The 23,204-nt window shown below is 57.4% G+C and carries 23 protein-coding genes and 1 pseudogene; 17 read left to right on the top strand and 7 right to left on the bottom strand.

All coding sequences use genetic code 11. The features are described from left to right. Window positions 1-121: 121 nt before the first annotated feature. The 12 genes and pseudogenes from PQT43_RS25290 to PQT43_RS25235 form a co-directional block, all read left to right on the top strand. Window positions 122-1,498: a glutamine synthetase family protein gene (locus PQT43_RS25290; RefSeq protein WP_110595901.1), complete on the top strand. Its 1,377-nt coding sequence runs from the start codon at window positions 122-124 to the stop codon at window positions 1,496-1,498. Window positions 1,499-1,531: 33 nt separating this feature from the next. Then, complete coding sequence (locus PQT43_RS25285; RefSeq protein WP_123393016.1) at window positions 1,532-3,022, top strand: aldehyde dehydrogenase; 1,491 nt, start codon at window positions 1,532-1,534, stop codon at window positions 3,020-3,022. Window positions 3,023-3,077: 55 nt separating this feature from the next. Beyond that, window positions 3,078-4,358, top strand: coding sequence for an NAD(P)/FAD-dependent oxidoreductase (locus PQT43_RS25280; protein ID WP_272754912.1), 1,281 nt, complete (start codon window positions 3,078-3,080; stop codon window positions 4,356-4,358). Between the two features lie 250 nt (window positions 4,359-4,608). Then, the gene (locus PQT43_RS25275) at window positions 4,609-5,157 is read left to right on the top strand and encodes a cupin domain-containing protein (RefSeq protein ID WP_015635120.1); all 549 of its coding nucleotides are present in this window, start codon (window positions 4,609-4,611) and stop codon (window positions 5,155-5,157) included. A gap of 148 nt (window positions 5,158-5,305) precedes the next feature. Then, the gene (locus PQT43_RS25270; RefSeq protein WP_253085583.1) at window positions 5,306-6,235 is read left to right on the top strand and encodes a PoNe immunity protein domain-containing protein; all 930 of its coding nucleotides are present in this window, start codon (window positions 5,306-5,308) and stop codon (window positions 6,233-6,235) included. A gap of 156 nt (window positions 6,236-6,391) precedes the next feature. After that, complete coding sequence (locus PQT43_RS25265) at window positions 6,392-6,916, top strand: hypothetical protein (protein WP_253085582.1); 525 nt, start codon at window positions 6,392-6,394, stop codon at window positions 6,914-6,916. A gap of 76 nt (window positions 6,917-6,992) precedes the next feature. Continuing rightward, the gene (locus PQT43_RS25260) at window positions 6,993-7,472 is read left to right on the top strand and encodes a hypothetical protein (protein ID WP_253085581.1); all 480 of its coding nucleotides are present in this window, start codon (window positions 6,993-6,995) and stop codon (window positions 7,470-7,472) included. A gap of 91 nt (window positions 7,473-7,563) precedes the next feature. Continuing rightward, window positions 7,564-7,902, top strand: a complete 339-nt coding sequence (locus PQT43_RS25255) for a hypothetical protein (RefSeq protein WP_253085580.1) — start codon at window positions 7,564-7,566, stop codon at window positions 7,900-7,902. Window positions 7,903-8,047: 145 nt separating this feature from the next. Then, window positions 8,048-8,689, top strand: coding sequence for a GIY-YIG nuclease family protein (locus PQT43_RS25250; protein WP_019095026.1), 642 nt, complete (start codon window positions 8,048-8,050; stop codon window positions 8,687-8,689). Between the two features lie 306 nt (window positions 8,690-8,995). Further along, entirely contained in the window at window positions 8,996-9,367 is a 372-nt protein-coding gene (locus PQT43_RS25245; protein ID WP_139187207.1) for a hypothetical protein, read from the top strand. Window positions 9,368-9,661: 294 nt separating this feature from the next. Beyond that, the gene (locus PQT43_RS25240) at window positions 9,662-9,943 is read left to right on the top strand and encodes a hypothetical protein (RefSeq protein WP_253085579.1); all 282 of its coding nucleotides are present in this window, start codon (window positions 9,662-9,664) and stop codon (window positions 9,941-9,943) included. Window positions 9,944-10,067: 124 nt separating this feature from the next. Then, window positions 10,068-10,940, top strand: a pseudogene (locus PQT43_RS25235) (IS1182 family transposase); the annotation flags it as partial. A 237-nt stretch (window positions 10,941-11,177) separates the two neighbouring features. Here PQT43_RS25235 and PQT43_RS25230 read toward each other — a convergent pair. Then, on the bottom strand, window positions 11,178-13,889 hold the full coding sequence (locus tag PQT43_RS25230) for an AAA domain-containing protein (RefSeq protein ID WP_253085578.1): 2,712 nt from the start codon (window positions 13,887-13,889) through the stop codon (window positions 11,178-11,180). Window positions 13,890-14,295: 406 nt separating this feature from the next. Between PQT43_RS25230 and PQT43_RS25225 the strand changes: the two genes are divergently transcribed. Next, the gene (locus tag PQT43_RS25225) at window positions 14,296-14,574 is read left to right on the top strand and encodes a hypothetical protein (RefSeq protein WP_253085577.1); all 279 of its coding nucleotides are present in this window, start codon (window positions 14,296-14,298) and stop codon (window positions 14,572-14,574) included. Window positions 14,575-14,828: 254 nt separating this feature from the next. Here the strand turns inward: PQT43_RS25225 and PQT43_RS25220 are convergent, their stop codons facing one another. Continuing rightward, complete coding sequence (locus PQT43_RS25220; protein ID WP_152686111.1) at window positions 14,829-15,365, bottom strand: hypothetical protein; 537 nt, start codon at window positions 15,363-15,365, stop codon at window positions 14,829-14,831. Between the two features lie 398 nt (window positions 15,366-15,763). On the opposite strand from PQT43_RS25220, the gene PQT43_RS25215 reads away from it, so the two are divergent. Further along, complete coding sequence (locus PQT43_RS25215) at window positions 15,764-16,063, top strand: hypothetical protein (RefSeq protein WP_272754905.1); 300 nt, start codon at window positions 15,764-15,766, stop codon at window positions 16,061-16,063. Between the two features lie 111 nt (window positions 16,064-16,174). Here PQT43_RS25215 and PQT43_RS25210 read toward each other — a convergent pair whose 3' ends face one another. Next, entirely contained in the window at window positions 16,175-16,930 is a 756-nt protein-coding gene (locus PQT43_RS25210) for a bestrophin-like domain (RefSeq protein ID WP_110595887.1), read from the bottom strand. 246 nt (window positions 16,931-17,176) lie between these two features. Continuing rightward, window positions 17,177-18,868, bottom strand: coding sequence for a bacteriocin immunity protein (locus PQT43_RS25205; RefSeq protein ID WP_272754904.1), 1,692 nt, complete (start codon window positions 18,866-18,868; stop codon window positions 17,177-17,179). A 105-nt stretch (window positions 18,869-18,973) separates the two neighbouring features. Between PQT43_RS25205 and PQT43_RS25200 the strand changes: the two genes are divergently transcribed. Then, window positions 18,974-19,582, top strand: coding sequence for a TetR family transcriptional regulator (locus tag PQT43_RS25200; protein WP_110595883.1), 609 nt, complete (start codon window positions 18,974-18,976; stop codon window positions 19,580-19,582). Next, on the top strand, window positions 19,579-20,265 hold the full coding sequence (locus PQT43_RS25195) for an HD domain-containing protein (RefSeq protein WP_272754903.1): 687 nt from the start codon (window positions 19,579-19,581) through the stop codon (window positions 20,263-20,265). Before PQT43_RS25200 ends, PQT43_RS25195 begins: the two co-directional genes overlap by 4 nt. A 160-nt stretch (window positions 20,266-20,425) precedes the next feature. Here PQT43_RS25195 and PQT43_RS25190 read toward each other — a convergent pair whose 3' ends face one another. Next, window positions 20,426-20,854 (bottom strand): hypothetical protein, encoded by a 429-nt coding sequence (locus tag PQT43_RS25190; protein ID WP_272754902.1) that lies wholly within the window; start codon window positions 20,852-20,854, stop codon window positions 20,426-20,428. A gap of 263 nt (window positions 20,855-21,117) precedes the next feature. On the opposite strand from PQT43_RS25190, the gene PQT43_RS25185 reads away from it, so the two are divergent. Continuing rightward, entirely contained in the window at window positions 21,118-21,579 is a 462-nt protein-coding gene (locus PQT43_RS25185; protein WP_170004788.1) for a hypothetical protein, read from the top strand. 364 nt (window positions 21,580-21,943) lie between these two features. Here the strand turns inward: PQT43_RS25185 and PQT43_RS25180 are convergent, their stop codons facing one another. Then, entirely contained in the window at window positions 21,944-22,252 is a 309-nt protein-coding gene (locus tag PQT43_RS25180) for an Hpt domain-containing protein (protein WP_272754901.1), read from the bottom strand. Window positions 22,253-22,311: 59 nt separating this feature from the next. Continuing rightward, complete coding sequence (locus tag PQT43_RS25175) at window positions 22,312-22,971, bottom strand: hypothetical protein (protein ID WP_110652975.1); 660 nt, start codon at window positions 22,969-22,971, stop codon at window positions 22,312-22,314. Window positions 22,972-23,204 lie beyond the last annotated feature (233 nt).

Raw genomic sequence — 23,204 nt, 5'->3', positions numbered from 1 at the left:
TGGTGGAGCAAAATAATTGACGAGAAGCCGCTGCTGTTGGCTATTGACTCCGGTTTTTCTTTCGGGTTGACTGCTGGCGTGTCACAGCAGTGAACATAATAATTAACACAATAGGTGCATCATGTCGGTCCCCCCGCGTGCCATTCAACTCAATGAAGCCAATGCCTTCCTGAAAAAACACCCCGAGGTTCTCTACGTCGATCTGCTGATTGCAGACATGAACGGTGTGGTGCGCGGCAAGCGCATCGAGCGCACCGCGCTGCACAAGGTCTACGAGAAGGGCATCAACCTGCCAGCCTCGCTGTTTGCCCTGGATATCAACGGCTCCACGGTGGAAAGCACCGGCCTGGGCCTGGACATCGGCGACGCCGACCGCATCTGCTATCCGATCCCCGGCACCCTGAGCGTCGAGCCCTGGCAGAAGCGTCCCACCGCGCAACTGCTGATGACCATGCACGAGATTGAAGGCCAGCCATTCTTCGCCGACCCCCGCGAAGTGCTGCGCCAGGTGGTGACCAAGTTCGACGAGCTGGGCCTGACCATCTGCGCCGCCTTCGAGCTGGAGTTCTACCTGATCGACCAGGACAACGTGAACGGCCGTCCACAGTCGCCCCGTTCGCCGATTTCCGGCAAACGTCCGCATTCCACCCAGGTCTACCTGATCGACGATCTGGACGAATACGTCGACTGCCTGCAAGACATCCTTGAAGGCGCGAAAGAGCAGGGCATCCCGGCCGACGCCATCGTCAAGGAAAGCGCCCCGGCGCAGTTCGAAGTCAACCTGCACCACGTCAGCGACCCGATCAAAGCCTGCGACTACGCAGTACTGCTCAAGCGCCTGGTGAAGAACATCGCCTACGACCATGAAATGGACACCACCTTCATGGCCAAGCCTTACCCAGGCCAGGCGGGCAACGGGCTGCACGTGCACATCTCGATTCTCGACAAGCAGGGCAACAACATCTTCGCCAGCGAAGACCCGGAAACCAACGAAGCCTTGCGCCATGCCATCGGCGGTGTGCTCGACACCCTGCCCGAGCAGATGGCCTTCCTGTGCCCTAACGTCAACTCCTACCGCCGCTTTGGCGCGCAGTTCTACGTGCCGAACTCGCCGACCTGGGGCATCGACAACCGCACCGTGGCCGTGCGCGTGCCCACCGGTTCCGCCGATGCGGTGCGCATCGAGCACCGGGTGGCTGGCGCCGACGCCAACCCTTACCTGCTGATGGCTTCGGTACTGGCGGGCATTCACCACGGCCTGACCAACAAGATCGACCCGGGAGCGCCGGTTGAAGGCAACTCCTACGAGCAGAACGAACAAAGCCTGCCCACCAACCTGCGGGACGCCCTGCGCGTACTGGACGACAGCGAAGTGATGGCCAAGTACATCGACCCGATGTACATCGACGTGTTCGTGGCCTGTAAGGAAAGTGAGTTGGCGGAGTTCGAAAACTCCATCTCCGACCTGGAATACAACTGGTACCTGCACACGGTCTGATGACCGTGTCACTTCCTGCCTTGAGTATTTGTCATGACTAAATCCCGCAGCGACTGGGAGCAGCACTTCCAGTCCCTCAGCCTTGAAGGCCGTGCCTTTATCGACGGTCAGTACTGCGCCGCCGCCAGCGGCGCCACCTTCGAATGCCTGAGCCCGGTGGACGGGCGCTTTCTGGCCAACGTCGCCAGCACCGATCAGGCCGATGCCGATCGTGCGGTGGCCGTGGCGCGCCAGGCGTTCAACAGTGGCGTCTGGTCGGGCAAGGCCCCGGCCGAGCGCAAGCGCATCCTGATTCGCTTCGCCGACCTGATCCTTGCGCACCAGGAAGAACTGGCGCTCCTGGAAACCCTGGACATGGGCAAGCCGATTGGCGACTCCATGGCTATTGATATTCCGGCCACGGCCAACGCCATCCGCTGGAACGCCGAAGCCATCGACAAGCTCTACGACGAAGTGGCGGCCACCCCTCACGACCAGCTGGGCCTAGTGACCCGGGAACCGGCGGGCGTGGTGGCGGCCATCGTGCCGTGGAACTTCCCGCTGATCATGGCCAGCTGGAAGTTCGCCCCGGCCCTGGCGATGGGCAACTCGTTCATCCTCAAGCCGTCGGAAAAGTCGCCGCTGACCGCGATCCGCATCGCCCAGCTGGCCCTGGACGCCGGCATCCCCAAGGGGGTGTTCAACGTCCTGCCGGGCTACGGCCACACCGTCGGCAAGGCCCTGGCCCTGCACATGGATGTGGATGTGCTGGCCTTCACCGGCTCCACCGCCGTGGGCAAGCAACTCTTGGTGTATTCCGGCGAAAGCAACATGAAGCGGGTGTGGCTGGAAGCCGGTGGCAAGAGCCCCAACGTGGTGTTTGCCGACGCCCCGGACTTGCGCGCAGCGGCCGAAGCGGCGGCTGCGGCCATTGCCTTCAACCAGGGCGAAGTCTGCACCGCTGGTTCGCGCCTGCTGGTGGAACGCTCGATCCGCGAACAGTTCATCCCGCTGCTGGTGGAGGCCCTCAAGGGCTGGAAACCGGGCCATGCCCTCGATCCCGAAACCCGGGTTGGCGCCGTGGTCGACCAGCGCCAGCTGGACAACGTGCTGCGCTACATCGAAATCGGCAAGGAGCAGGGCGGCCAACTGCTGGCCGGTGGCGTCCGCACCCTGGAAAACACTGGCGGCCTGTATGTCGAGCCGACGATCTTCGACGGCGTGACCAACGCCATGACCATCGCCCGGGAAGAGATCTTCGGCCCGGTGCTGTCGGTCATCAGCTTCGATACCGAAGAAGAAGCGCTGCAGATTGCCAACGACAGCATCTTCGGCCTGGCGGCCGGGGTCTGGACCGCCAACCTCAGCCGCGCCCACCGTTTTGCCCGTGGCCTGAGGGCTGGCAGCGTGTGGGTCAACCAGTACGACGGTGGCGACATGACCGCGCCGTTCGGCGGTTTCAAACAGTCCGGCAACGGTCGCGACAAGTCGCTGCACGCCTTCGACAAATACACCGAGCTCAAAGCGACCTGGATCAAGCTCTAACTCTTATAACAACAGCGGCGGCGGGCCTGGGCCCGTACCCGCTGGGGAATTTCTCATGCAAACCTACGTGAACAGCTACTACGCCGCGACCCGCAACCAGACCACCGACTACCCGCCACTCGAAGAGAGTGTGGAGTGCGACGTCTGTGTGATCGGCGCCGGTTACACCGGCCTGTCCTCGGCCTTGTTCCTGGCGGAAGCGGGCTACAGCGTCACCGTGCTGGAAGCGGCCAAGGTCGGCTTCGGCGCCAGCGGGCGCAACGGCGGGCAACTGGTCAACTCCTACAGCCGCGACGTGGACGTGATCGAAGAACGCTACGGCGAAAAAAGCGCCGAAGTGCTCGGCAGCATGATCTTCGAAGGCGCCGACATCATCCGCCAGCGCATCCAGCACTACGACATCCAGTGCGACTACCGCCCCGGTGGCATTTTCGCCGCCCTGAACAACAAGCAGCTCAAGGGCCTGGCGGAACAGAAACGCAACTGGGAGCGTCTGGGCAATCACAACCTGAAGATGCTCGACAAGGCGCAGATCGACCGCGAAGTCGGCACCAAGAACTACATCGGCGGCCTGCTGGACATGCAGGGCGGCCATATGCATCCGCTGAACCTGGCCCTGGGCGAAGCCAGCGCCATCATCGGCCTGGGCGGCAAGATCTTCGAACAGTCGGCGGCGGTGGAAATCACCTACGGCGAACCCAACGTGGTGCGTACCGCCAAGGGCCTGGTGCGCGCCAAGTACCTGCTGATCGCCGGCAACGCCTACCTGCAGCAAGACCTCGATCCACGAGTGACCCGCAAGAGCATGCCCTGCGGCTCGCAGATCGTGGTCACCGAGCAACTGCCCGAACAACTGGCCCGCAGCCTGATCGCCAACAACTACTGCGTGGAAGACTGCAACTACCTCTTGGACTACTTCCGCCTCACCGGCGACAACCGCCTGCTGTACGGCGGTGGCGTGGTCTACGGCGCCCGGGAACCGGATGACATCGATCAGCTGATCCGGCCGAAGATCCTCAAGACCTTCCCCCAGCTCAAGGACGTGAAGATCGACTACCGCTGGACCGGCAATTTCCTGCTGACCATGTCGCGCATGCCGCAATTTGGCCGGATCGAAAAGAACGCCTACTACATGCAGGGCTACAGCGGCCACGGCGTCACCTGCTCGCACCTGGCCGGCAAGCTGATTGCCGAAATGATCCGCGGCGACGCCGAACGCTTCAACGCCTTCGCCTCCCTGCCGCACATGCCGATGATTGGCGGGCGCACCTTCCAGGCCCCACTGACCGCCCTGGGCGCCGCCTACTACGCCCTGCGCGACCGCTTCGGCATCTGAATGCACAACGCGGCTACAGCCTCCACCCTGTAGCCGCTGCCGCAGGCTGCGACGAGGTCCCCAGGACCTCCCGACGCCCTCCGACAGCGCCCACATTTCCCCCGCGGCACCCCTCATCGCCAGCCTTTACAGCTTGCCTGTCAAACATGTTTAAATAGCCGCCTTTTCAGGCTCCAGGGCAGCCAAATCGCGATCCTCGCGACCCAACCGCCGCAAAAATACCCTTAAGTACTTCTCACATAAGGCTGTTATGGACACGGGCACCCGACTCAAACTCGTTCGCGAAAGCTACAAACTCTCCCAGCGCGAGCTGGCCCGTCGTAGCGGCGTCACCAATGCCACCATCTCCCTGATCGAACAGAACCGCGTCAGCCCCTCCGTCAGCTCCCTGAAAAAGCTGCTGGAAGGCATCCCCATGTCCCTGGCCGACTTCTTCACCTTCGACCAGCCGCCCCGGGAGCATCAATACGTATTCCGCGCCAACGAACAGCCCGACCTGGGCCGCGACGGCCTGCGCCTGTTGATGATCGGCGCCCCGGTGGCCAACCGGCAGATGCGCTTTCTGCGCGAGCAATACGCTCCCGGCGCCAGCTCCGGCGAAGAAGCCATCGTGCACAGCGAAGGCGAGGAGTGCGGGCTGGTGACCCGCGGCACCGTGGAGTTGACCGTGGACGGGCAAGTCAGCGTGCTCAACCCTGGGGATGGCTATTACTTCCCCACCACCTTGCCTCATAGCTTTCGCAACATTGGCCAGGATGAGGCGGAAATCATCAGCGCCAACACCCCGGCGAACTTCTAAGGGGTTGGGTGACTGATCCGGCTCGACCTGTTGCAACCTTATCCAGCCTGCGCCTTGTGTCGCGGGCTTTGTTTTTTAGACTGGTGACTGCCGTTGCCGCGCTTGCGGGCAGGGCCTGGAGCGGGCGCCGTTCAGACAAGGAAGACCCATGATCAAGGACAGACGACAAGCATTCCTCAGCGCAGCACGCCTGGAGAACTTCTTCAGCAATTACCAGCACAGCGTGGAATTCTTTGCCGAAAACACCTTTGAGTCCGACTCCGAAGCCCAGGAAAAGTCCCTCAGGGCCCGGCATTTCCAGAAGTGGATCTTCAAGGAAATCCTCATCCGCTACACCGCCGGCCACAGCATCGACCTGTTGATTCCCTTGCTGGAAACCCTGGTGGACAGTTACGAACACCTGCAAAGACAACTGGCCGAGTACAACCAGATTCCGAACATCACCCCCTTGGCGATTGACGACTGGCTCGATCAGTACCAAGAGTGCGTCCAGGTGTTCAGCCTGTGCATCCTGCTGCACCGCGCCGACCTGCTCCAACGCTTCGTGGCCCTGATCGACCCCGCAGGCTACGCCGGGGACGACACCCTCTACGAAGACCTGCTGTGCAAACTGCTGCCCGACCGATATGACGTCGATGACTGGTACCACGACGTCTACACACCGCTGATACAAGCCATCTACGCCGACGACCCGACCGAGGCCAGCGACCTTCTGCAGCAGTACTGTGACGACTGGTACCCCGCGTTCGAGCAAGCGCCCTGGCACGACAGCCACCTGCAAGGGGACGAGGGCAGCTATTGCGGGTATTGGGCGTTCGAGGCGGCTGCTATTGCCTTCCTTTATGGCATCGATGACAGCGGGGTCGAGCATAGGGTCTATCCCAAGGATCTGGTGGCCTATGCGAGGAACCTTCGGCCGAGCGATCCGAAGCATGTAGCGCCGGTGGTGGCGGGGCAGTCCTGTAGCAAGGCCGGTTATTGGTTTACCCCGGCGCAGCCGGAGTCGCGGCGCTGCTTTGCACAGGGGGAAGTGATGCCGGAGTTTGAGGGGGGAGCGGTTTGGTATTGGGTGGGGTAGGGGTAGGGGTGGGCCGCCATTCGTTGCAGCGTTTTCCAACCCTTGTTTCTGGTCGAACGCAGAAGGGGGCTGCTATCGACTCAACGGCATCGTCCTTGAGTGGCAGTTTTCGGTCAGCAGTGGACTGCCCCTCGTCCGACGTACATGAGGTGCTTAATGGATAGCCGCTATTGCTTTTCTCATACGAGAGCAGCCCAAGACTTGCACACGGCACGTTTGCTGGTGGGTAAGCGACTGAGCGCGCTGATGCATGACCAGTACTATTTCAACGGCGAAAGGAGTCTGGGATATGTAGGCTCTATTGAATGGCATTTCGGCGGGCAAGAGGTGATATCCATGTACCTCTTGAGTGATGGTGAGAGTGTTGGGGCTGACATATACCCCATCAACACGCCCGTTTCCTTCGAGATAGAGCCTGGCGTGACTTGCGCCTGGAAGAGGGAAAACCTCCTTGCAGCGTTATCAGCGTCCCACCTCGAAGGCGAGAAAGTTCTCGAGGTCAAGGGCATGCTCGATTGCCTCAACGGCCAGGCATCTCGGCTAGTCGGATTTAGGATCGAGTTTGAGTCCGGGGACTTCCTGGTTTTTCTTAACCAAGGCGATGATGCCGCCATGCTGGTCAATACGCTCCCGCCAGCATGCGTCGAAGTTGAAACCAGCTTCGTGACCTTCATTCAATGAAAGCTATGGGTTGAAAAGCTTTCTCGTGGTGGGCTGTTTTCGGCCAGAAACGGACGCTCGGCCCCAAAGGAATACGATGAAGAGAAAAGCAAGAATGGCTGCACTTTTGGCTAGCAAAACCAGGACCCTGTCTGAGCCTGGCTGGACGTTCGACCCTGATCGCATGACCAAAATACCCGATTGCCATTCGATCATTGAAGTACTTCGACGCATTAAACACGGTGAACCTGAATGGGCACACCGTAACGTCACCCTGTGGTTTCCCGGCCCATCGAATGCCTGGGTTCTGGTGTACTCGCTTCGGGATGCCAGGGCTTCGTGCTTTGACTTCATGTACGCCCACAAAAAACCACCTCAGAAAGCGTTGTCTGAACTGCTAGAGAAGTACCCAGAATGCACGGTTATCGATTGGTCGGCGGGACGCTTGGCCTGCATCAAGGCCGAGGGTGTGGATGTTGAGACGCTAGCGGAAATTATCCAGGACGTTGCTGAAACTGTTTGGGGTGAGCACAGCTCGGTCGTCGATGCTTCGTACGAGGAAATGAGCAGAGCGTGATCCGAAGCGCTTATGCATGGCCCCGGCCTTGAGCAACAATCGGCCAAGAGCGCGTGGTCCGCAGGTCACCGTAATCGAAGGAATGTTTGTAATGAATCACCCTAACAACGATTTGAGGGCCGATTTCATAGAGGTGCTCAAGGAAATCAGCGCGCTGATGTCCATTGCATACGAACAAACCGGCCCAGTACCGGATGACCATCCTTTAGCTCAGGCAGGTTTAGAGAATGGTGGTGAAATCGTTCTGGATTATGTCGATCGCAACGAGGCTGGAATAGCGTTCGAACACCTGCTTTATATGATTAATGAGCCACCGCTCGTTATTTCTGAAGAATGCACAAAGATCTTGGCCCAAATCGCAAAGACTCTGGAGATGCCGTTTACAGGGGACGAAAGCTGCCGCCTACGAAGGGCTACTTTTGGCCGGTAGCTGCCCTTTGCGAGAGGCACCTATCGGCCAACAGGAGTCGTCCAAGTTGTGAAGAAAAGCGTATTTCTGCGATGTGCGTGAGTTATGTTTCATTGGTTGATCCGCTGCTACCATCAACGTAAATCAGCATTTTCTAGGATTGAGTATGCAGGGCGAACTAAGCTTCACCGATGTGGTACGGGAGATTCTTCGGCAGCATCCTGAGGGACTGACACCGCAACAGATCCGAGAGTTCGTGAAGACCGGATACCCTCAGTACGTTGGCACGCCAAGCCATTTGAAAAACGTCGCTGCAGGTAACTACAAAGATGTTGACCATGCTGTTCTTGCCCGAATTTACTTAGCCTGCAGAGGCGCCTCAGACATCGCGGCAGATAAAAGTCGTAAGCCTCACCTAATGACTCTCTTGGCAGACGCCGCCTCAGTGGACACCAAGGCTGATGATTTCATTGAGGGGGAGGACCTTGCCAAGCTAGAGGCGGATATCGGGACGCTGTACGTGCTCTCCACCGGTCTCTATACCGCTGAGCAAGTCGAGATCGTAAAGATTGGAATAACCAGTGGGTCAGTCGACAAGCGCATCACACAGCTCTATACGACGGGGGTACCTTTTCGCTTCACGATCTTAAGCCAGCTTGAAACCACAAACTATTCAAAGCTAGAGCAGGCTTTGCATTGTTTGTTTGATAAATATCGGATCAATAAGTCCCGAGAGTTTTTTACAGGGAATTGTCTAAAATTCCTTCCTGATCTAATCGCGATTCACCGGAAAATTGAGGAGGCGTGAGCCGGTAGGGGGGGAGCGAAGGAAGCAATGGAGCAGGGTTGATTTTCCTACTTTGACTGACAGTTTTCGGCTAGAAGCGTCACCCTCGGGGAGGGTGGCTCGTTACGAGCAGCAGTAACAGGCCATGGACACGTTGCTAGCGACTTCGTAATCTCCGTGAAGACTCATGTCGCTTTTCCCCCGCTATTATCGCGTTATAGCCGTACCTAAGGTGCTGCTGAAGGGGAAGTAACTTTATCAGACACAAGTGGCGGAAAATTTTATCCCGCGTGTGTCGTCTACTTACAGTTAGGGAATGGCCAAACTATGCAAGACCCGATTCAGACAATCCGAGAAATTCTGATCTCAGCTGCAAGAGACAGGAAAACTGTTTCTTACCCGAAAATTTACAATGTCTTCAAAACAGGCACGCCAAAGAACGAGGTATGGGATACTTTTGAGGAGGCGTGCAGAGGTATTTGCGACAGCAAAACAGCAATCTACGGCGCGTTGCTTTCAAAAAAAGACACTGGACTCCCCGAAAGTGGTTTCTTCGATATTTATAAAAACATGAGGGGAGCTCATTACAGAGCAATTGCAGGCAACGTCGAGGCAAACGTTTTGACAGGAGCTCATAAAAAATTATTCTGTGATACCGAAAGAAGCACTGTCTACCAGCATGTCCTCACTATCTCCTAACAACGCGCTCAAAGAGCTCACTTAGCTCACTTAGCTCACTGGGACGGGCTGGGTCATGAGGTCAAAGCGTTTTTACACACTCTGGGCCAAAAGCAGACATTCACGGGAGACAGCTATCGACCCAGGCTGTGTGAAAACGTCAGCATCGATAGGGACGGGGAGTCTCTACGTGAAGTCCGTAGATATACGGAATCATTTTCACTGCTCTGGAAGTCAGTTCTTACGACATTGGTTAAAGGATTTCTTGAGTTCTTCGGTGTCATTGCTCTCGCCCCTCTCAAATCAGGTCATGCCATGAACCAAAACCCTATGGAATCCTGCCCCCGCTGTGGATCCGTCCAACACGTCAGACCAAAGGGAATTCTGATAGGAGCAGCAAGCCCAAAAAAACGCTTCAATGGGGAAGAAAAAGCAGGCTATCAACGCTTGGATCAGCTAGCAGTTGATGAATGCAAGCCTGCCCTTCTGAAAGTAGCGCCGCTGGAGCAACTGGTTGATGGGTTTTATTGCGATCATTGCGGGGTGGGTTTTGTAACAAGCGAGATTGTACAAGGTGTCGACCGAACATCGCTCTAGAGACGATGACGGGGGTTGTTTAGATCGAAACGGCTTTTCATGACAGGTAGAAGTCGAGCAGACCGGGTGAAAATGCCAGTGTTTGTATAATCTTTTGATCCTTTAGATCGTATCGAGGACGATCATGAAGCGATTCATTGAGCGCGAGGCCCGGACCCAAATGATTCTGCTGCCGGAGTGCCTGGACGATTACGTAACCGAAGAAAATCCAGTCCGAGTGGTCGACGTTTTCGTCGATGAACTCGACTTGGGGGCACTTGGGTTTGAGGGCGTCGATCCTGCTGCAACGGGTCGTCCGGCCTATCATCCAGCGGTCTTGCTAAAGATCTATATCTACGGCTATCTCAATCGGATTCAATCCAGCCGCCGACTTGAGCGTGAGGCTGAGCGCAACGTCGAGTTGATGTGGCTAACGGGGCGTTTGGCCCCGGACTTCAAAACTATTGCCGACTTTCGCAAAGACAATGGCAAAGCCATTCGCAGCGTATGCCGTCAGTTCGTAGTTCTTTACCGCAACCTCAATCTCTTCTCTCAGTCGATCATCGCCATCGACGGCAGCAAATTCAAAGCCGTCAACAATCGTGACCGTAACTTCACCCAGGGCAAAGTGAAGGCACGCATGCAGCAGATCGAACAGAGCATTGACCGTTATCTGGCAGCGATGGATTCGGCGGATCGGGCAACGCCCGAAGTGGCCGAGGCCAAGGCCGAGCGGTTGAAAGAAAAAATCGAAACGCTGAAAAAGCAGATGCAGAAACTCAAGGATATCGAGGTGCAGCTCCACGACAGTCCAGACCAGCAAATCTCCCTCACAGACCCAGATGCACGCTCAATGGCCACGAGCGGACGAGGCACTGGAACGGTTGGCTATAACGTCCAAACAGCGGTCGACGACAAGCGCCATTTGATCATTGCCCATGAGGTGACCAACGTTGGTAATGATCGTGGGCAACTGAGCAATATGGCGAACCTGGCGCGTGAAGAAATCGAGGCTGAAACGAGGCGATCAGGGCGTGAACCAAGCTGCTTGGCGGTTCGAGAGCGACTGTTTGGGTCGCTGACGCGGCCCAAACGGCAATACGACCGCCTATGCAACTGATCAAGGAAATTCGCGCTTACGTGCGCTGATTCCACTGGCACCATCGCGACTTTCAGTTTGCGACGTATTTAGTGCGTTTTCACACAGCCTAGGTCGATTGCTACAATCAGCGACTGACGGCCTCTGACCCAGTACTTATGCGCCATGCGTAGGACTAGTCCACTGCCCGATAAAGTCGCCAACTCTCCGCTCAATGTCACTCTCAACTGTCCGTAGGCGCAGAATAGGAATGCCACTTCTAGCCAAAATCTCATTTTTCATGGCGTCCCGAGCTGCCTGCACGGGCCGGTCGTGGTATCCACCATCGACCTCAATCACCCCTATCGGTTTCTTGCCAACTTTGAAATAGATCACGAAATCGCAACTGGCGCGCCGCATGAACGCCCGCTGGGGCTCCGTCCAGTCGAGGCTACTCGGCGATGCAAGCTTATCCAGCTGGATCTGTGTGTGGTACTTCAATGCCTGGCACGCCGGGGCTGACAACGCTTCGCGCAGCAGCTGTGCCACGATCTGCTCGGACTTATATCGTGAATCCTCGGGCCGCAGTCGGGCGTCCAAGCGTGCCAGAGACTGGTCGTACTCGCGGTACAGCAAGTCGAATGCCGACACCACCGGCGCGCGCACGATCTGCTCGTCCTGTGCGTAATAGCTGATGTAGCGGATCAGCGCAGCGATGTGGCCATTATTGTCAGTGAACACCTCGTCGCCGGTCACCAGGGTGAAGCGCTGTTTGGCCCGTGAAACTGCCACGTTGATCATGCGTGGGTCGTCGACGAAATCCAGGCGTGTTTGCGCCTGGTTGTAGCGCTTCTTGTCCAGCACGGTAGAAAAGACGATCTCGTCGCATTCGCGCCCCTGAAACTTGTGCACGGTGTCCTTGACGAAATCCGTTGGCAAGTGCGTATCGGAAAGGTTGACTTGCGCCCGGAACGGGGCGATGTAACCGCGGCCTTCGCCGTCCATTCCGACAGGCTGCCCCTCGTCTTCAAGCACCTTCAGCAAGGAGTCCAATTCCCGAAGGTTGGTGTTCTTCCTGGCGTGGTTGCCTTTGGCTGTCACCACTAGGCGCAGTGGGACTTCGCCCTTGTCCTCGGTCATCGGCACCAGTGCGTTGTCATAGAACTGCTGGTTGCAGAACTGGATGATCCTGGGGTGACAGCGGTAATGCTCTTTCAGCAGGGTTCTGGGCAGCGCGTCCTGGAACACGGCAATGCACGAATCCAGCAGGCTGTAGCGCTCGCAATCATAGGTCTCGGCGGGTGCTTGAAGCCCCAGTGCCACAGGGATATGCGGCAACTGGCGGTTGTCTCCTACGACGATCAGGTTCTTTGCACAGCCCAGTGGCAGGATGCCCGGCACGATGTCCTGCAAAGAGGCTTCGTCGATGATCACGTAATCGAGGACCGCGCCCGGCGCGATCGAATTGACGATGGAGTGCGTGCCGCTGCCCAGGATAGGGAAGCGTTGCACGAAGGTATCGAAATGCCTGCAGTAAGTTTTGACTTCAAAGTTGTCCAACGGCGGTACCTGAAGTTGCAAATGCTGCTTCAGATGGTGCATCGATGCTGTTGTCAGTTCATTCAGCAGTGCCGTGAAATTCGCGCGTGCCAACGATTCACGGCAAGTTCTCAGCTCAGCTTCCTTGTCCCGTAGCGACTTATCGTAGTAATGCATCTGCAGTGCATGGAAAACGGCCATACGCGCCTCGCCCTCGGCGAATGGCTTGGTGCGAAAGATTCTGAATTTGAACAGTAGTTCGATGCGGTCTTTTAGATGAATGCGCTGCTCGCCGAGGTAAGCCAGGTAGGCCATGAGGTCCGCAGTCTTGCGCGGTGTCAGGCCGTACTTGTCGAGCGAGCCTGTGGCCTGCACATCGTTTTCTGCCTGCCACTGCTGCAGGTAGCGTCGCTCGATGACCAGCTCGTCCAGCTCGATTTGCAGTTGTGCCGCCCTGTTGTGGTCTTGCAGGTGTTGCTTCAAACGGGTCAGCAAGGCCTGGATCTCATCCAGAGACGGTGCCAGCTCGGGCGCGCTTGATGGCCAAGCAGGCAAGTTGGCGAAGAAGGCCTCACGTTTTTCTTGGTTGCCAAGCTTGGCGACCAAGTAGCCCAGACCGTATTTCTCCAGCTTTTCGTAGACGTTTTCCACGGCCGCATTGTTGTTGGACAGCACCGCTACTGTCTGCCCACGTAACAGAATATTGGCGAGTATGTTGAGGATCGTCTGGGTCTTGCCGGTCCCTGGCGGGCCTTCGATCACACTGATTTGCGCGCTGAACGCCCGCTCGACCGCCTGAAGCTGACTCTCGTTAAGCCCGAATGGATAGATGAGCCCCTGACCCGGCGCCAACGTACCGTTGCGCCCCGTACAGTAGGCTTGCAAGGCAGTGTCAGCGATGGCGGGCAGCTTTCCGAGCTGGCGCACCACATTGTCGGCAATTTCACGATCAGTCTTCGACTCAGCGTGATCCCGTCGGGCATTCGCCACGATAGTGAAATAGCGGAAGGCCGGCGTTTCCTTCATCGATGTCGGGGCGGTAAAGCTGATACCGTCCATCTTGTAGACATAGGGCTTCTGGGCACCCGGGTAGTGCACGACGGCATATCGCTCGCCGTAAATCGTAGCTTTGGCAATGGACGTGACGATCGTGCTGCCGGGCTTGTGCAGCAATACATTGGTCAACACGCGGGTGGGCAAAACTTGGCAGTTACTGAGCGGGCGGGTGTATTTTTTCTTGGAGGGGAAGTGACAGGTTAGTTCCAGGGCTTCGTACTTATCGCTCCAGCGAATCGCCCAGTCGCTGATTTTTGCGGTCTTGTCCTCACCATCCACCTGAATCGAAGCCATATTCCATATCCCTATACGCATGACATCCGGCTTCGTCTCGTGCCGAATGCTGCTTTCTCCAAGAGGAGTCATATTGCCATTATTGCGTGCAGGGCCGATAGCCGGTTCATGCGTTTAGTCATCTTCCGTGCTTCCGGCCGATAGCTGTCCTTTGCGGAGGGCTGCTATCGGACGAATGCAGCCTGTCACAAGCTGATCACTGTGTGTTTTTGAAACGATAAACCGAACGATCTTTTACCCAGAAACTGTCATCGAGCGAATATCACTTCTATAGTCCAACACGTCACCGCAGCTCAGTGACTGGTCATCGCGGGCCAAAAAACTATGGGCATAAACCTCGTCTCTTAGCCGATTCCATTTGGCTGTTTGACGGCGGTAAAGACTTGTCTCTCATGGAGTTTCACCAATGACCCGCACACATACCTGCAACCCCATCCCGCTCACCCGCAACGACACCGACCATCCCGTCCTCTATCTGGACGCCAACGCCTCGTTGGCCGATCTGTATACCTGCGCTCAGCAACGCATCGGCGCAGCCCGCAACCTGCTGGAAATTCTTGACTGCGCTTCTGGTCAGCAAGACCTCTTACAGATCCGCTTTGCCATCGGCCTGTTGCTCAGTGATGGCTTCGATCTGTTGCGTACCTTGGGTGATAGAACCTTGAGACAGGCTGATCCTGCCTGACCCCTGGTTGAGTAATGAAGCAACAAAAAAGGCGACGCAATGCGTCGCCTTTTTGCTTGAACGGGGCGCTTTTCAGCGATCGGCTCTTTGCCCACTGTCCTGCTTCTGCCGTTGGCCTCAGATCCGCTCACTGACTTTTAAAAACTACCTTAGGGCTCCGCCGTTCTGGTGGTGGGTGGCGCAGGGACAGCGGAGAGGCCGGTATCGGCTAGAGCAGAGAAAGGAAATCTACCCCTTTGCTCCAGTGCCTTGTTCTAAAAGTTGAAACGTTGGTCAAACACGGTCTGCTCGCCCACCGTCACGCTGCATTGGCGGGCCACTTCAGCCGGCATCACCTTGCCCAGCAACGGCGCCAGCGACTTGTAGAACACCTTGTCGCAGGCGTCGTCTTTGCTAAAGGCTTGGGAGTTACCGGCCGCGTCTGCCGTAATTCGGCAGCCTGCCACCAATTCGGTGGGCAACTCGTTCAATGGCACTGTTGTCGAGCCGGAGCCCTGCAACTCGATTAGCTCGTTGCATGTGCCCTTGGCCGGACCTTCCTTGATGGTTTTGGTAAAGGCGACGCGTTGGTAGTCGGTACCGGTGAACAGCACCTGGTCGTTAACAGTGACTCGGTATTGTGAGGGTTTGAAGGCGATGGTCTTGATGCAGAACTGCGTGGTGACCGGTTTCCCATTGACCTCAGCGGTGGCCGCTTTGCAACCTGGGGTGGCCTGGGTGAAGGAGGTATCGGGCGAGCTGACACAACCGGCCAGTGAAAGCAGACACACACCGAACAGCATTCTTTTCATGGGACTTCCTGTGCTCAAACACACCGCCTCCAGCAGGCGGCTCCGGACGCAGATCATACCAGCGACCTGTTGGCCAAAGGCGCAGAAAGGCAGGGTGGCCCTTTAACTCGGCTATCGAATCCCATCTCTACAGCTGTCTGCTTCCGGCCCAGGCGGTGTGAAGAGCCCAAGTAAAAATCGAAACCCGCTCTTCTACATGAAAGCTGAACTGTAGTGGTCGCCCCAAGAGACACAGACAGATTTATTTCTCTAGCCTAAACGTCCGCTATTGGCCGGTTTCTGCCTGTCGTGACCAGCAGACGCCGACCCATAAAGGTCTTTCGCTTTTGACAGTCTGAAAGTTTATGTAATCTCGCGAAATCCGTTCGCAAATTCGTTGTAATACCCGGGATACCTTTATGCAGACTGCTCAAACCAGGCTACTCGCGCTTGCACTGATAGAGATCAGGACGTTGCTTGCAGATTATCTGGGCAGTGATGTAGATGCTCCAATGAGCGTCCGTGTTGCGGCCCATATGGCCTATGCACTCCACAATGAGGCGGAGGCTACATACAGCAATGCTGACTTTCAACTCGACTGTGCGACCCGGAAAATAGCCGTAATTGATCAGATTCTTGGTGTTTCGGATGGAGCCGCATTGTTGAGTAGATTTAACGTCGAAGACAAAATCAACCCGGATGATGCCCAACCTGGATGACCGCTTCTGGCCGATTAGTGCCGTTCTTGACGGGCAGCAATCGGCCAGAAGCGGACTTCGGCTTGGTCCGCTTCGAGGCCGCGAATCAGAACGCCAGAGCTTTACGCGCCCCTAGAGCTGCATTACTGCGAGCGCCCTGCGCAGGGGCTCGTCGGATATCTGGATAGGGCCATGAAATGGCACGTCCATGTCCAAAACAAGGTAAACGGAAGCCGCAATGAGCAATGACGAGATGATGAACATTCCTATCACCATCGAGTTACGGGGAGCGCGGTATCCAAAACTGGCGAAAATGAGCGTCAACCAGGCAGCAAGCATCCCAATAAGCGGACCAGGAATCGCTCCCTCTGACTGCTCTACGATCCTCCAGCGTTGCTCGATGAGCGAATGATACTGCTGACGAATATCCTGAAGCATCGTTTCATGGTAGCGGTCCGGGGGCTTTATAAGAGCCAAAGACTTGCCTATATCATCCAGGTGTTTAGCCGCCTCGCTGTTACGATGCTGCAGCGCCTCGTCTCCTCGATATGGGGTCTCGATAGCGCGCTCAAGATAGATTATCAGACGGTTTCGCGTGTCTTGTGCCGCATCGCCATAGCCCCGCAGTGTCCGATCAAAAATGATCATGCTGGTTGCATACCCATGGAAGTTTGCATCAATGGACTCGAAAGTGTTTTTGGCAGAATTGATCATCAAACCAAAGACCAGCGATGTCATAACCACAAAAATGTTGGCTACTAGGCGAATTACGGAGTTGGTGTCTTCATCCCTGTGGTGGGATGCCAGCTTTGGGTACCACTGCATCATGAGAAGCGAGGCAGCAACGAGGCAACCAAAAATGGCCAGTGCGATCCAGAGAGAGTCCATACATCAGCCCTGATCAATTGGAGTCAAGTCTTGAAGGATAGACCGTTGGGGTTCTCTGCGAATTCTGCTCGGCAGATACTGCGGTTGCACCCCGGGAATGCCCCCCATATTGGTTTTAACGCCAGCGCTGATCATCGGTGGATACTGGGCGAGTTCTGCCAATCGTTAGAGGCAACAGATCACGACCGTCTGCTTATGGCCGTTTTTAACTATGAGCGTGTCTCTTTATGTGGGTAAGCGCTTCAATCAGTCGTTCTTGAATCCCGGCAGCCCCTGGGCTTTCCGCCATTCCTTCACTGTTTTAGTAACTCCCTCGGCGGAGTTATCCGCACCGAGTTCAGGGTGGAAAATCAGGTCGTAGCCATCTGGATGGCCTGCGAGTCTGCTGAACTTTTCAAGTAACTCACCCAGCTCATCGTCCGTCCCGCCCTTGTCGCCATGCACCAATATCCGGCCGTCATACCCACAACTGATCCAGCGACCGGAGCGGGTGGGGAGTACATCGGTTGCAAAGTTGTCGTGTGAGCCGATGATCGCCCCTTGCCGTGAGGGCAGGTTCCAGCGCCTGACGAATCCATCCTCGCCGCAGGTCAGCAGCATGTGTCGCGCCTCGAAGCGCACGCGCCGGACCGGCCCGTCATGAGCGGCAAGGCAATCCAGAAGCGCCAGCATCGGTTCGGTCGCTAGCAGGTGCACCGCGCCGTCAAGATCACCAGCGGCCAAGGTGACGCTGCCATCGGCGTCGATCCAGCTCGCCAGCGTCCTCAGGGGGCGGCCCAGATCGAGCACTTGTACGCAGTCCTGCTCCTCGGGTTGCCACAGCCTGACGGTTCCGTCCTCCGATGCGCTGGCGAAACCGCCGTCGCCCGTAGGTGCTATCGCCCAGACCCAGCAGGCGTGGGCCTGACGCCTGTCCGCGGCACCTGTCGCCAGGTTCCAGATTGTCAGGCGACCGTCAGCAGCCCCGGTCACGAAGCGGCCAGCGTCTAACCTGGCCGAGGACAGGACGGCCGAATCCGATGTGCCGACCAACCTTGACTTGCCACTCGCCAAGGACCAATGCCGGATCGTACGGTCCCGCGAGTGAGAAACCAGCTCGCCAGGCGCCACTTCCACCAGACCCAGAATGGACTGTGTATGTCCGTCAAGCTGACCCAGGCAGCGGCCCTCGCGATCCCAAAGCCGGATGGTTGCGTCACGCCCGGCGCTTGCCAAGCCCCTGTCGTCAAGGTCGGCAAGCGCCCATACGTAACCGCGGTGGCCCGGCTGGAAGGGACCATCGACGTGCAAGGCATGCTGTGGCTCGTACATCAGGTCACTGCGCATGATGTATTTTTGGCCTGCGTCCACTAAGGCGCCGGCGTGCCAGAGGGTGTGGTCGAATACGATCAGGCTGCCCTTTCGGGGGCGCAGCCTGAGCGTGGAATTCCGGTTCGACATGGCTGCGGACCGCCCCTCGAAGAACACGGTCTCTCCGCCGCTGAATGCATCGTCGTTGAGATAAATCATGAAGGTCAGGCGTGACTGTTGGCGCTGACGATGGTGTACACCATCCTGATGGGCACGGAACTGGGTGCCGGGCCGGTAGCGGCAGAAGCGCAGCCGCTCATTGATGCCGACCAGACGCCAGCCGTCCTCATCGATCACCGTCCCCAGCCTCGGCATCCGCAAGGCGCAGTGCTTCAAGCGTTCGAAGAGTCGCCCGGCCAGAGCTGGGTCGTCTGTGACGATCCGGTCATTATCGCGGTAGGAGGACGGGTAGTCAGACCCTGCGCTGGCGAACCCGCACTGCTCCGTGACTTCTATCAACGCCTCGCATTCGCTGGCCGAAAGAAACTCGTGGATCAGCACACAGCGTACCTGCTCACCCAGCGGTAGCTCGACCGAGGCCGACGGAGCAGTGGCCCCGGCCACCAGTTTTTCAGCGAAGGAATTCATCGTGATCTCCAAAATTGGTCTGATAACCAATATTTGGAAAGCTAGGGTGCGACGGGGTCGATGTCAATGCTAAGCTGGTCGTGCAACCAATATTGGGAAGGTGACATGGCACGGCGCTCGAACACTGATGAAAGACGCGGCCAGATCGTGGCGGCACTCCAGGCCGTGATGGCCAAGGCCGGCTACGCAGGCGCAACCATAGCGGCCATCGCCCGGCACGCGGAGCTAGCGCCTGGCCTCGTGCACTACCACTTCAAGGACAAGCGCGAGATCTTGGTGGCACTGGTCGACTCACTGGCCGGCTACGCCCGTCAGCGCTACGAGTCCCGGGCTGCTGCGGCCCAGACGGCCGAGCAAAGGCTTCAAGCCTATATTGCAGCACACCTGGCCTACGGTTCGGACGCGCAGCCCGATGCGGTGGCAGCATGGGTGATGATCGGCGAACAGTCCGCCCACGACCCAGACGTGCGTGAGGTCTATCAGGCTGTGCTAGCGGCGCAGATGAAGCTTCTCAAGGGCCTGCTCCGGCAGCGATTCGCCGAACGCGGACGCCGCGCCCGAGGGCTCGACGCGCTGGTGGCGGGCATTACATGCTTTATCCAGGGGGCGTTCACGCTGTCCACCACGGCGCGGCCGCTGCTGCCGACGGCCTTCGCCGCACCGACGTTGATCGATTGGGTAGAGCGTTACATTGATACGCAGGAGGAGCGATGACGAAACCGCCAGAAGGGCACAGTCTCTTTCCGGCCGGCGCGCACGGCGCCCCTGAGGTGCCTGATGGTGTGGATTTCGCCGCCTGGACTCGCCTCTGGGCGGAGCTTGGCGCCGGCTGCCCGCCGCGAGAAACCTACGAAGAGCTCCTGCGACGCTACCGCGAGCCCCATCGTGCGTACCACAACTGCCTGCATTTGCAGGAATGCCTCCAGGTGCGTCGACTCATCAACGCAGCCTGCCACGCCCCCGCGGAAGTCGACCTCGCACTTTGGTTTCATGACGCCATATACGACCCCCTTCGCAGCGACAACGAGCTGCGCAGTGCGCAATGGCTGGACGACGTGGCACGCGATAGCGGCCTGGACGATGAAACCCGACGCAGGCTTTACGGCCTGATCATGGTGACGCGACACGACGGCGCTCCAGCCTCGGCAGACGAGGCCGTGTTGGTGGACACGGATCTGGCGATCCTTGGGGCATCGGCCGCGCGGTTTGAGGAGTACGACCGCCAAGTCCGTCGCGAGTACCGATATGTGCCTCTGTTTGTGTACCGCCGAAAGCGGCGCCAGGTCCTGGAAGGCTTCCTGGCACGCGGGCGGATCTATACGACCGCACCGTACTTCGATGCATTCGAACAGCAAGCCCGCGCCAATCTTGCCCGCGCCATCGAGCGTCTCGACTGAGAAACGGCCAACAGCGGAGGCGGGACATTCGCCTTCTCAGGTGCCTGGCCACTCGGCAGTTCAAGCCGCCACCGCAAACAGATGACGGGGCATCGCCGGGCAAAAAACCATGGTTACCGGTCACACAGGCTGCCGTTACCGTTGCGCCCGTTATATCGACCTAAGGCTTGGCCCGATCCCAGCGACATTCCGCCAACCGGTGCTCATCGATTCCGCTCTTTTCTCGCCTGTCGATGTCGCCGTCGGCGTTCAGGTAGATATGGGTGTTGGGCCATTGCGGGGTGATGCTGATGCAGTGATTACGCCCCGTGTTCTTGCTCCACCAGGAAAATTCCATGAAGAACTCGTCGTCCGGGAAGAGCACGCCATGATCGGTTGCGCCGCCTCCGGGAAGCATTCCTCCTTTATCAATCCGATCCTGGATATTCCAGATGTACCTGAGCTCATCCCGGCCGGCTTGGGAGTAGTGCACATTCACCGTTGGCAATGCGATGTCCCAATGCGTGACCAGCCCAAACAGCAGCGCTATCCAGAGCAGCTTTACGTACCAGGGCCGGCGCGTGCCTGCATGGAGGGGCCAGAGTTTCATCTCCATCCTTTGGGCGTATTTTTTTGGGGGGGCGTGGGTTGAGAGTGGAGACGGCAGTGTCGCAGCCGGTCGTTGTCCACTTCCGGCTGCTGGGCCCTTAGCAATATTGCGAAAAAATACAACGTTAAGACAGTCGATGAGTTGAAGGCTCTAACTAAAGGTGGCAGATCAACGACGCACAGGAATGATGGCGTTTTGAAGTCATTCTGTAAGTCATGTAAACAAGTTATGGGTAGGCTAGAAATGGAAGATGGAGCCACACAATGATTGATAGTATAGAAGTTAAAGAGTTTGATGGTCTGGAGGGGCAGTTGCTTGATGCGAATGTTTCTTATGGCGAGATGACGCGTGAGTACGCTAGTTATCTAATGGGTCTTATCCAAAGAGGTGAATTAAAAACTATTGCTGCCAGCAAGTTGGAAAAGTTGGTGCCGTTCTTGAAAGAGGCCATCTTGCGCGAGCGTATCGAAAGTGATGAGGTACTTCGAAAGAAGCTCACTGTCGATCTCTGGAAAATGGAGCAGCAAAGTCGCAAGGAAGATGAAGATTTTGCAAATTTCATCCGAGGTGTGCTCTATTGCTATGGTACAGAGGAGGTTTGGGAAGAGGAGGGCGATGGTCCAACCCCTATCTATCTTTACTTTTTGATCCTGAAAAAAATATTGCCGGGTCTGAGGAAAGATTTTATTAGTAGTTTTAATCGATTCCTTGGAGGGCGCAGCTAAGCCATTCTCTGTTTTTTTGTCGGGCTCAGATAATAATGGCTGGAGAGAATCTCTCCAGCATTACTTAGGCCAGAACTACAAAGATAGTGCAATCGGTTCATAATAAATTTTAATCGCAAGGCTCAAAACACAACCCCGGACTAATACACAATGCAGGTTGGACAATAGTGGGGGCGGCTTATGTTCTTGAGGGGCTACCGGGCATCTTGTAATCCGCGATCAATGAGTCAAACCTGGCCACCAAGCCGGCCGAGCCTGCTGCCATAGCAGCGGTCGACTCACTGGCGCGGTCAGCGCCGCTCAGCACCTTTGAAAATCACCTTGGCCCCGCTGAAGCGGGGCAGTCCGTGCGTTCTCCCCGATATCACCCGGCCAGTGGTGCCGATCCGTCGTACTGCTCAAGCAGCTGCTGTTCAAGGGTCACGATGGCCTGTTTAACCTGCTCAACACAGTCGCTCACCAGGGGCATGTTCAGGTCCGGGCTCTGACAGGCGTCTTCCAATTGCCGGCAGCTTTCCACCAGTTGCTCGTCCTTGACGACTCGTGCTGCCCCTTTGATGCGATGCGCCAACTCAGACAGTTCCGCTGTTGCTTGGTCGCGCAGCAGTGTCTCCAGGGTCTGCAGGTCGGTGCGATTGTTGCTGAGCAATTCGCTCAGGATGTGCTGCAGCATGGTCGGCTCGCTGCCCACCAGGGTATGCACAGAGCCTGGGTGGCCTCTCGTGCTGACGCTCAGCAGCCGGAAGCTTTGAGCCCGGTGCCGATGGTCACCGCGCTGACCTGCACTTTCTCAAAAGCCTTCTGCGCGGCGGCGTTGTATTTCTGGTCGCAGTTGAAGCGTGTTTCCATCACGTAGTCTTCGCCTTCTGCTTTGCGCATCTGCGACTCCCACTGGTCGGCGGCGCTGAGCGCGGCATCCGAGACCAGCACCACCTCCAGCAGCACCTCCCTGAAACCTATGGCGCGTGGGCCTTCCCAGTGGGCGTAGACGGAAGGGTCGGCGGCGTTGCCGCACATGCTCAGGCAACTGGCGCTGTAGCTCAGGCCGCCACCGGACGATTCGGTGAACGCGCCTACGGTGAGCGGCTTGCCGGGAGCGGGGGCGAAGGTGTCGACGAACTGGGTCAGGTCAGCCTGGCATTTGGGCGTCAGCTCCATGCGCAGTTTGCTGACTGTGCCGCCTTCTATGGTGGCGGTGATGTTGCAGCCCTGGACTTTGAACTTGTGCTCATCGCCGAAGGATTCCCGAGGGATTCCGGCGACGGATTCAAAGTACCGCTGATTGGTGCCCAGCATGTCGCCGGTGAAGACTTGGGCCACGGAGGCGGCATGGGCAACGTCAACGGACAGGGCCAGTGTCGAGGCAAAAAGGCTGTAGATCAGCTTGTTCATGGGAGAGTCCTTTCAATGGGTGACCAGGACCTGTGGTCACCTTCAAGTGGGTTGGGGGAAGGGAGTCTAGCAGGCGTTGGTGCTGCGTTTTACGGGTTTTTTGCCGATTTTTTTCTGTGTGCCACCCCTGGGAAAAGAGTGGAGGCGGCTTATGTTCTTGAGGGGCTACCGGGCATCCGGTAATCCGCGATCAATGAGTCAAACCTGGCCACCAAGCCGGCCGAGCCTGCTGC

It is taken from the genome of Pseudomonas sp. BLCC-B112, from assembly GCF_028550695.1.
In the GTDB taxonomy this organism is placed as follows: domain Bacteria; phylum Pseudomonadota; class Gammaproteobacteria; order Pseudomonadales; family Pseudomonadaceae; genus Aquipseudomonas; species Aquipseudomonas danubii.
This window is presented reverse-complemented; position numbering and strand designations above follow the sequence as displayed.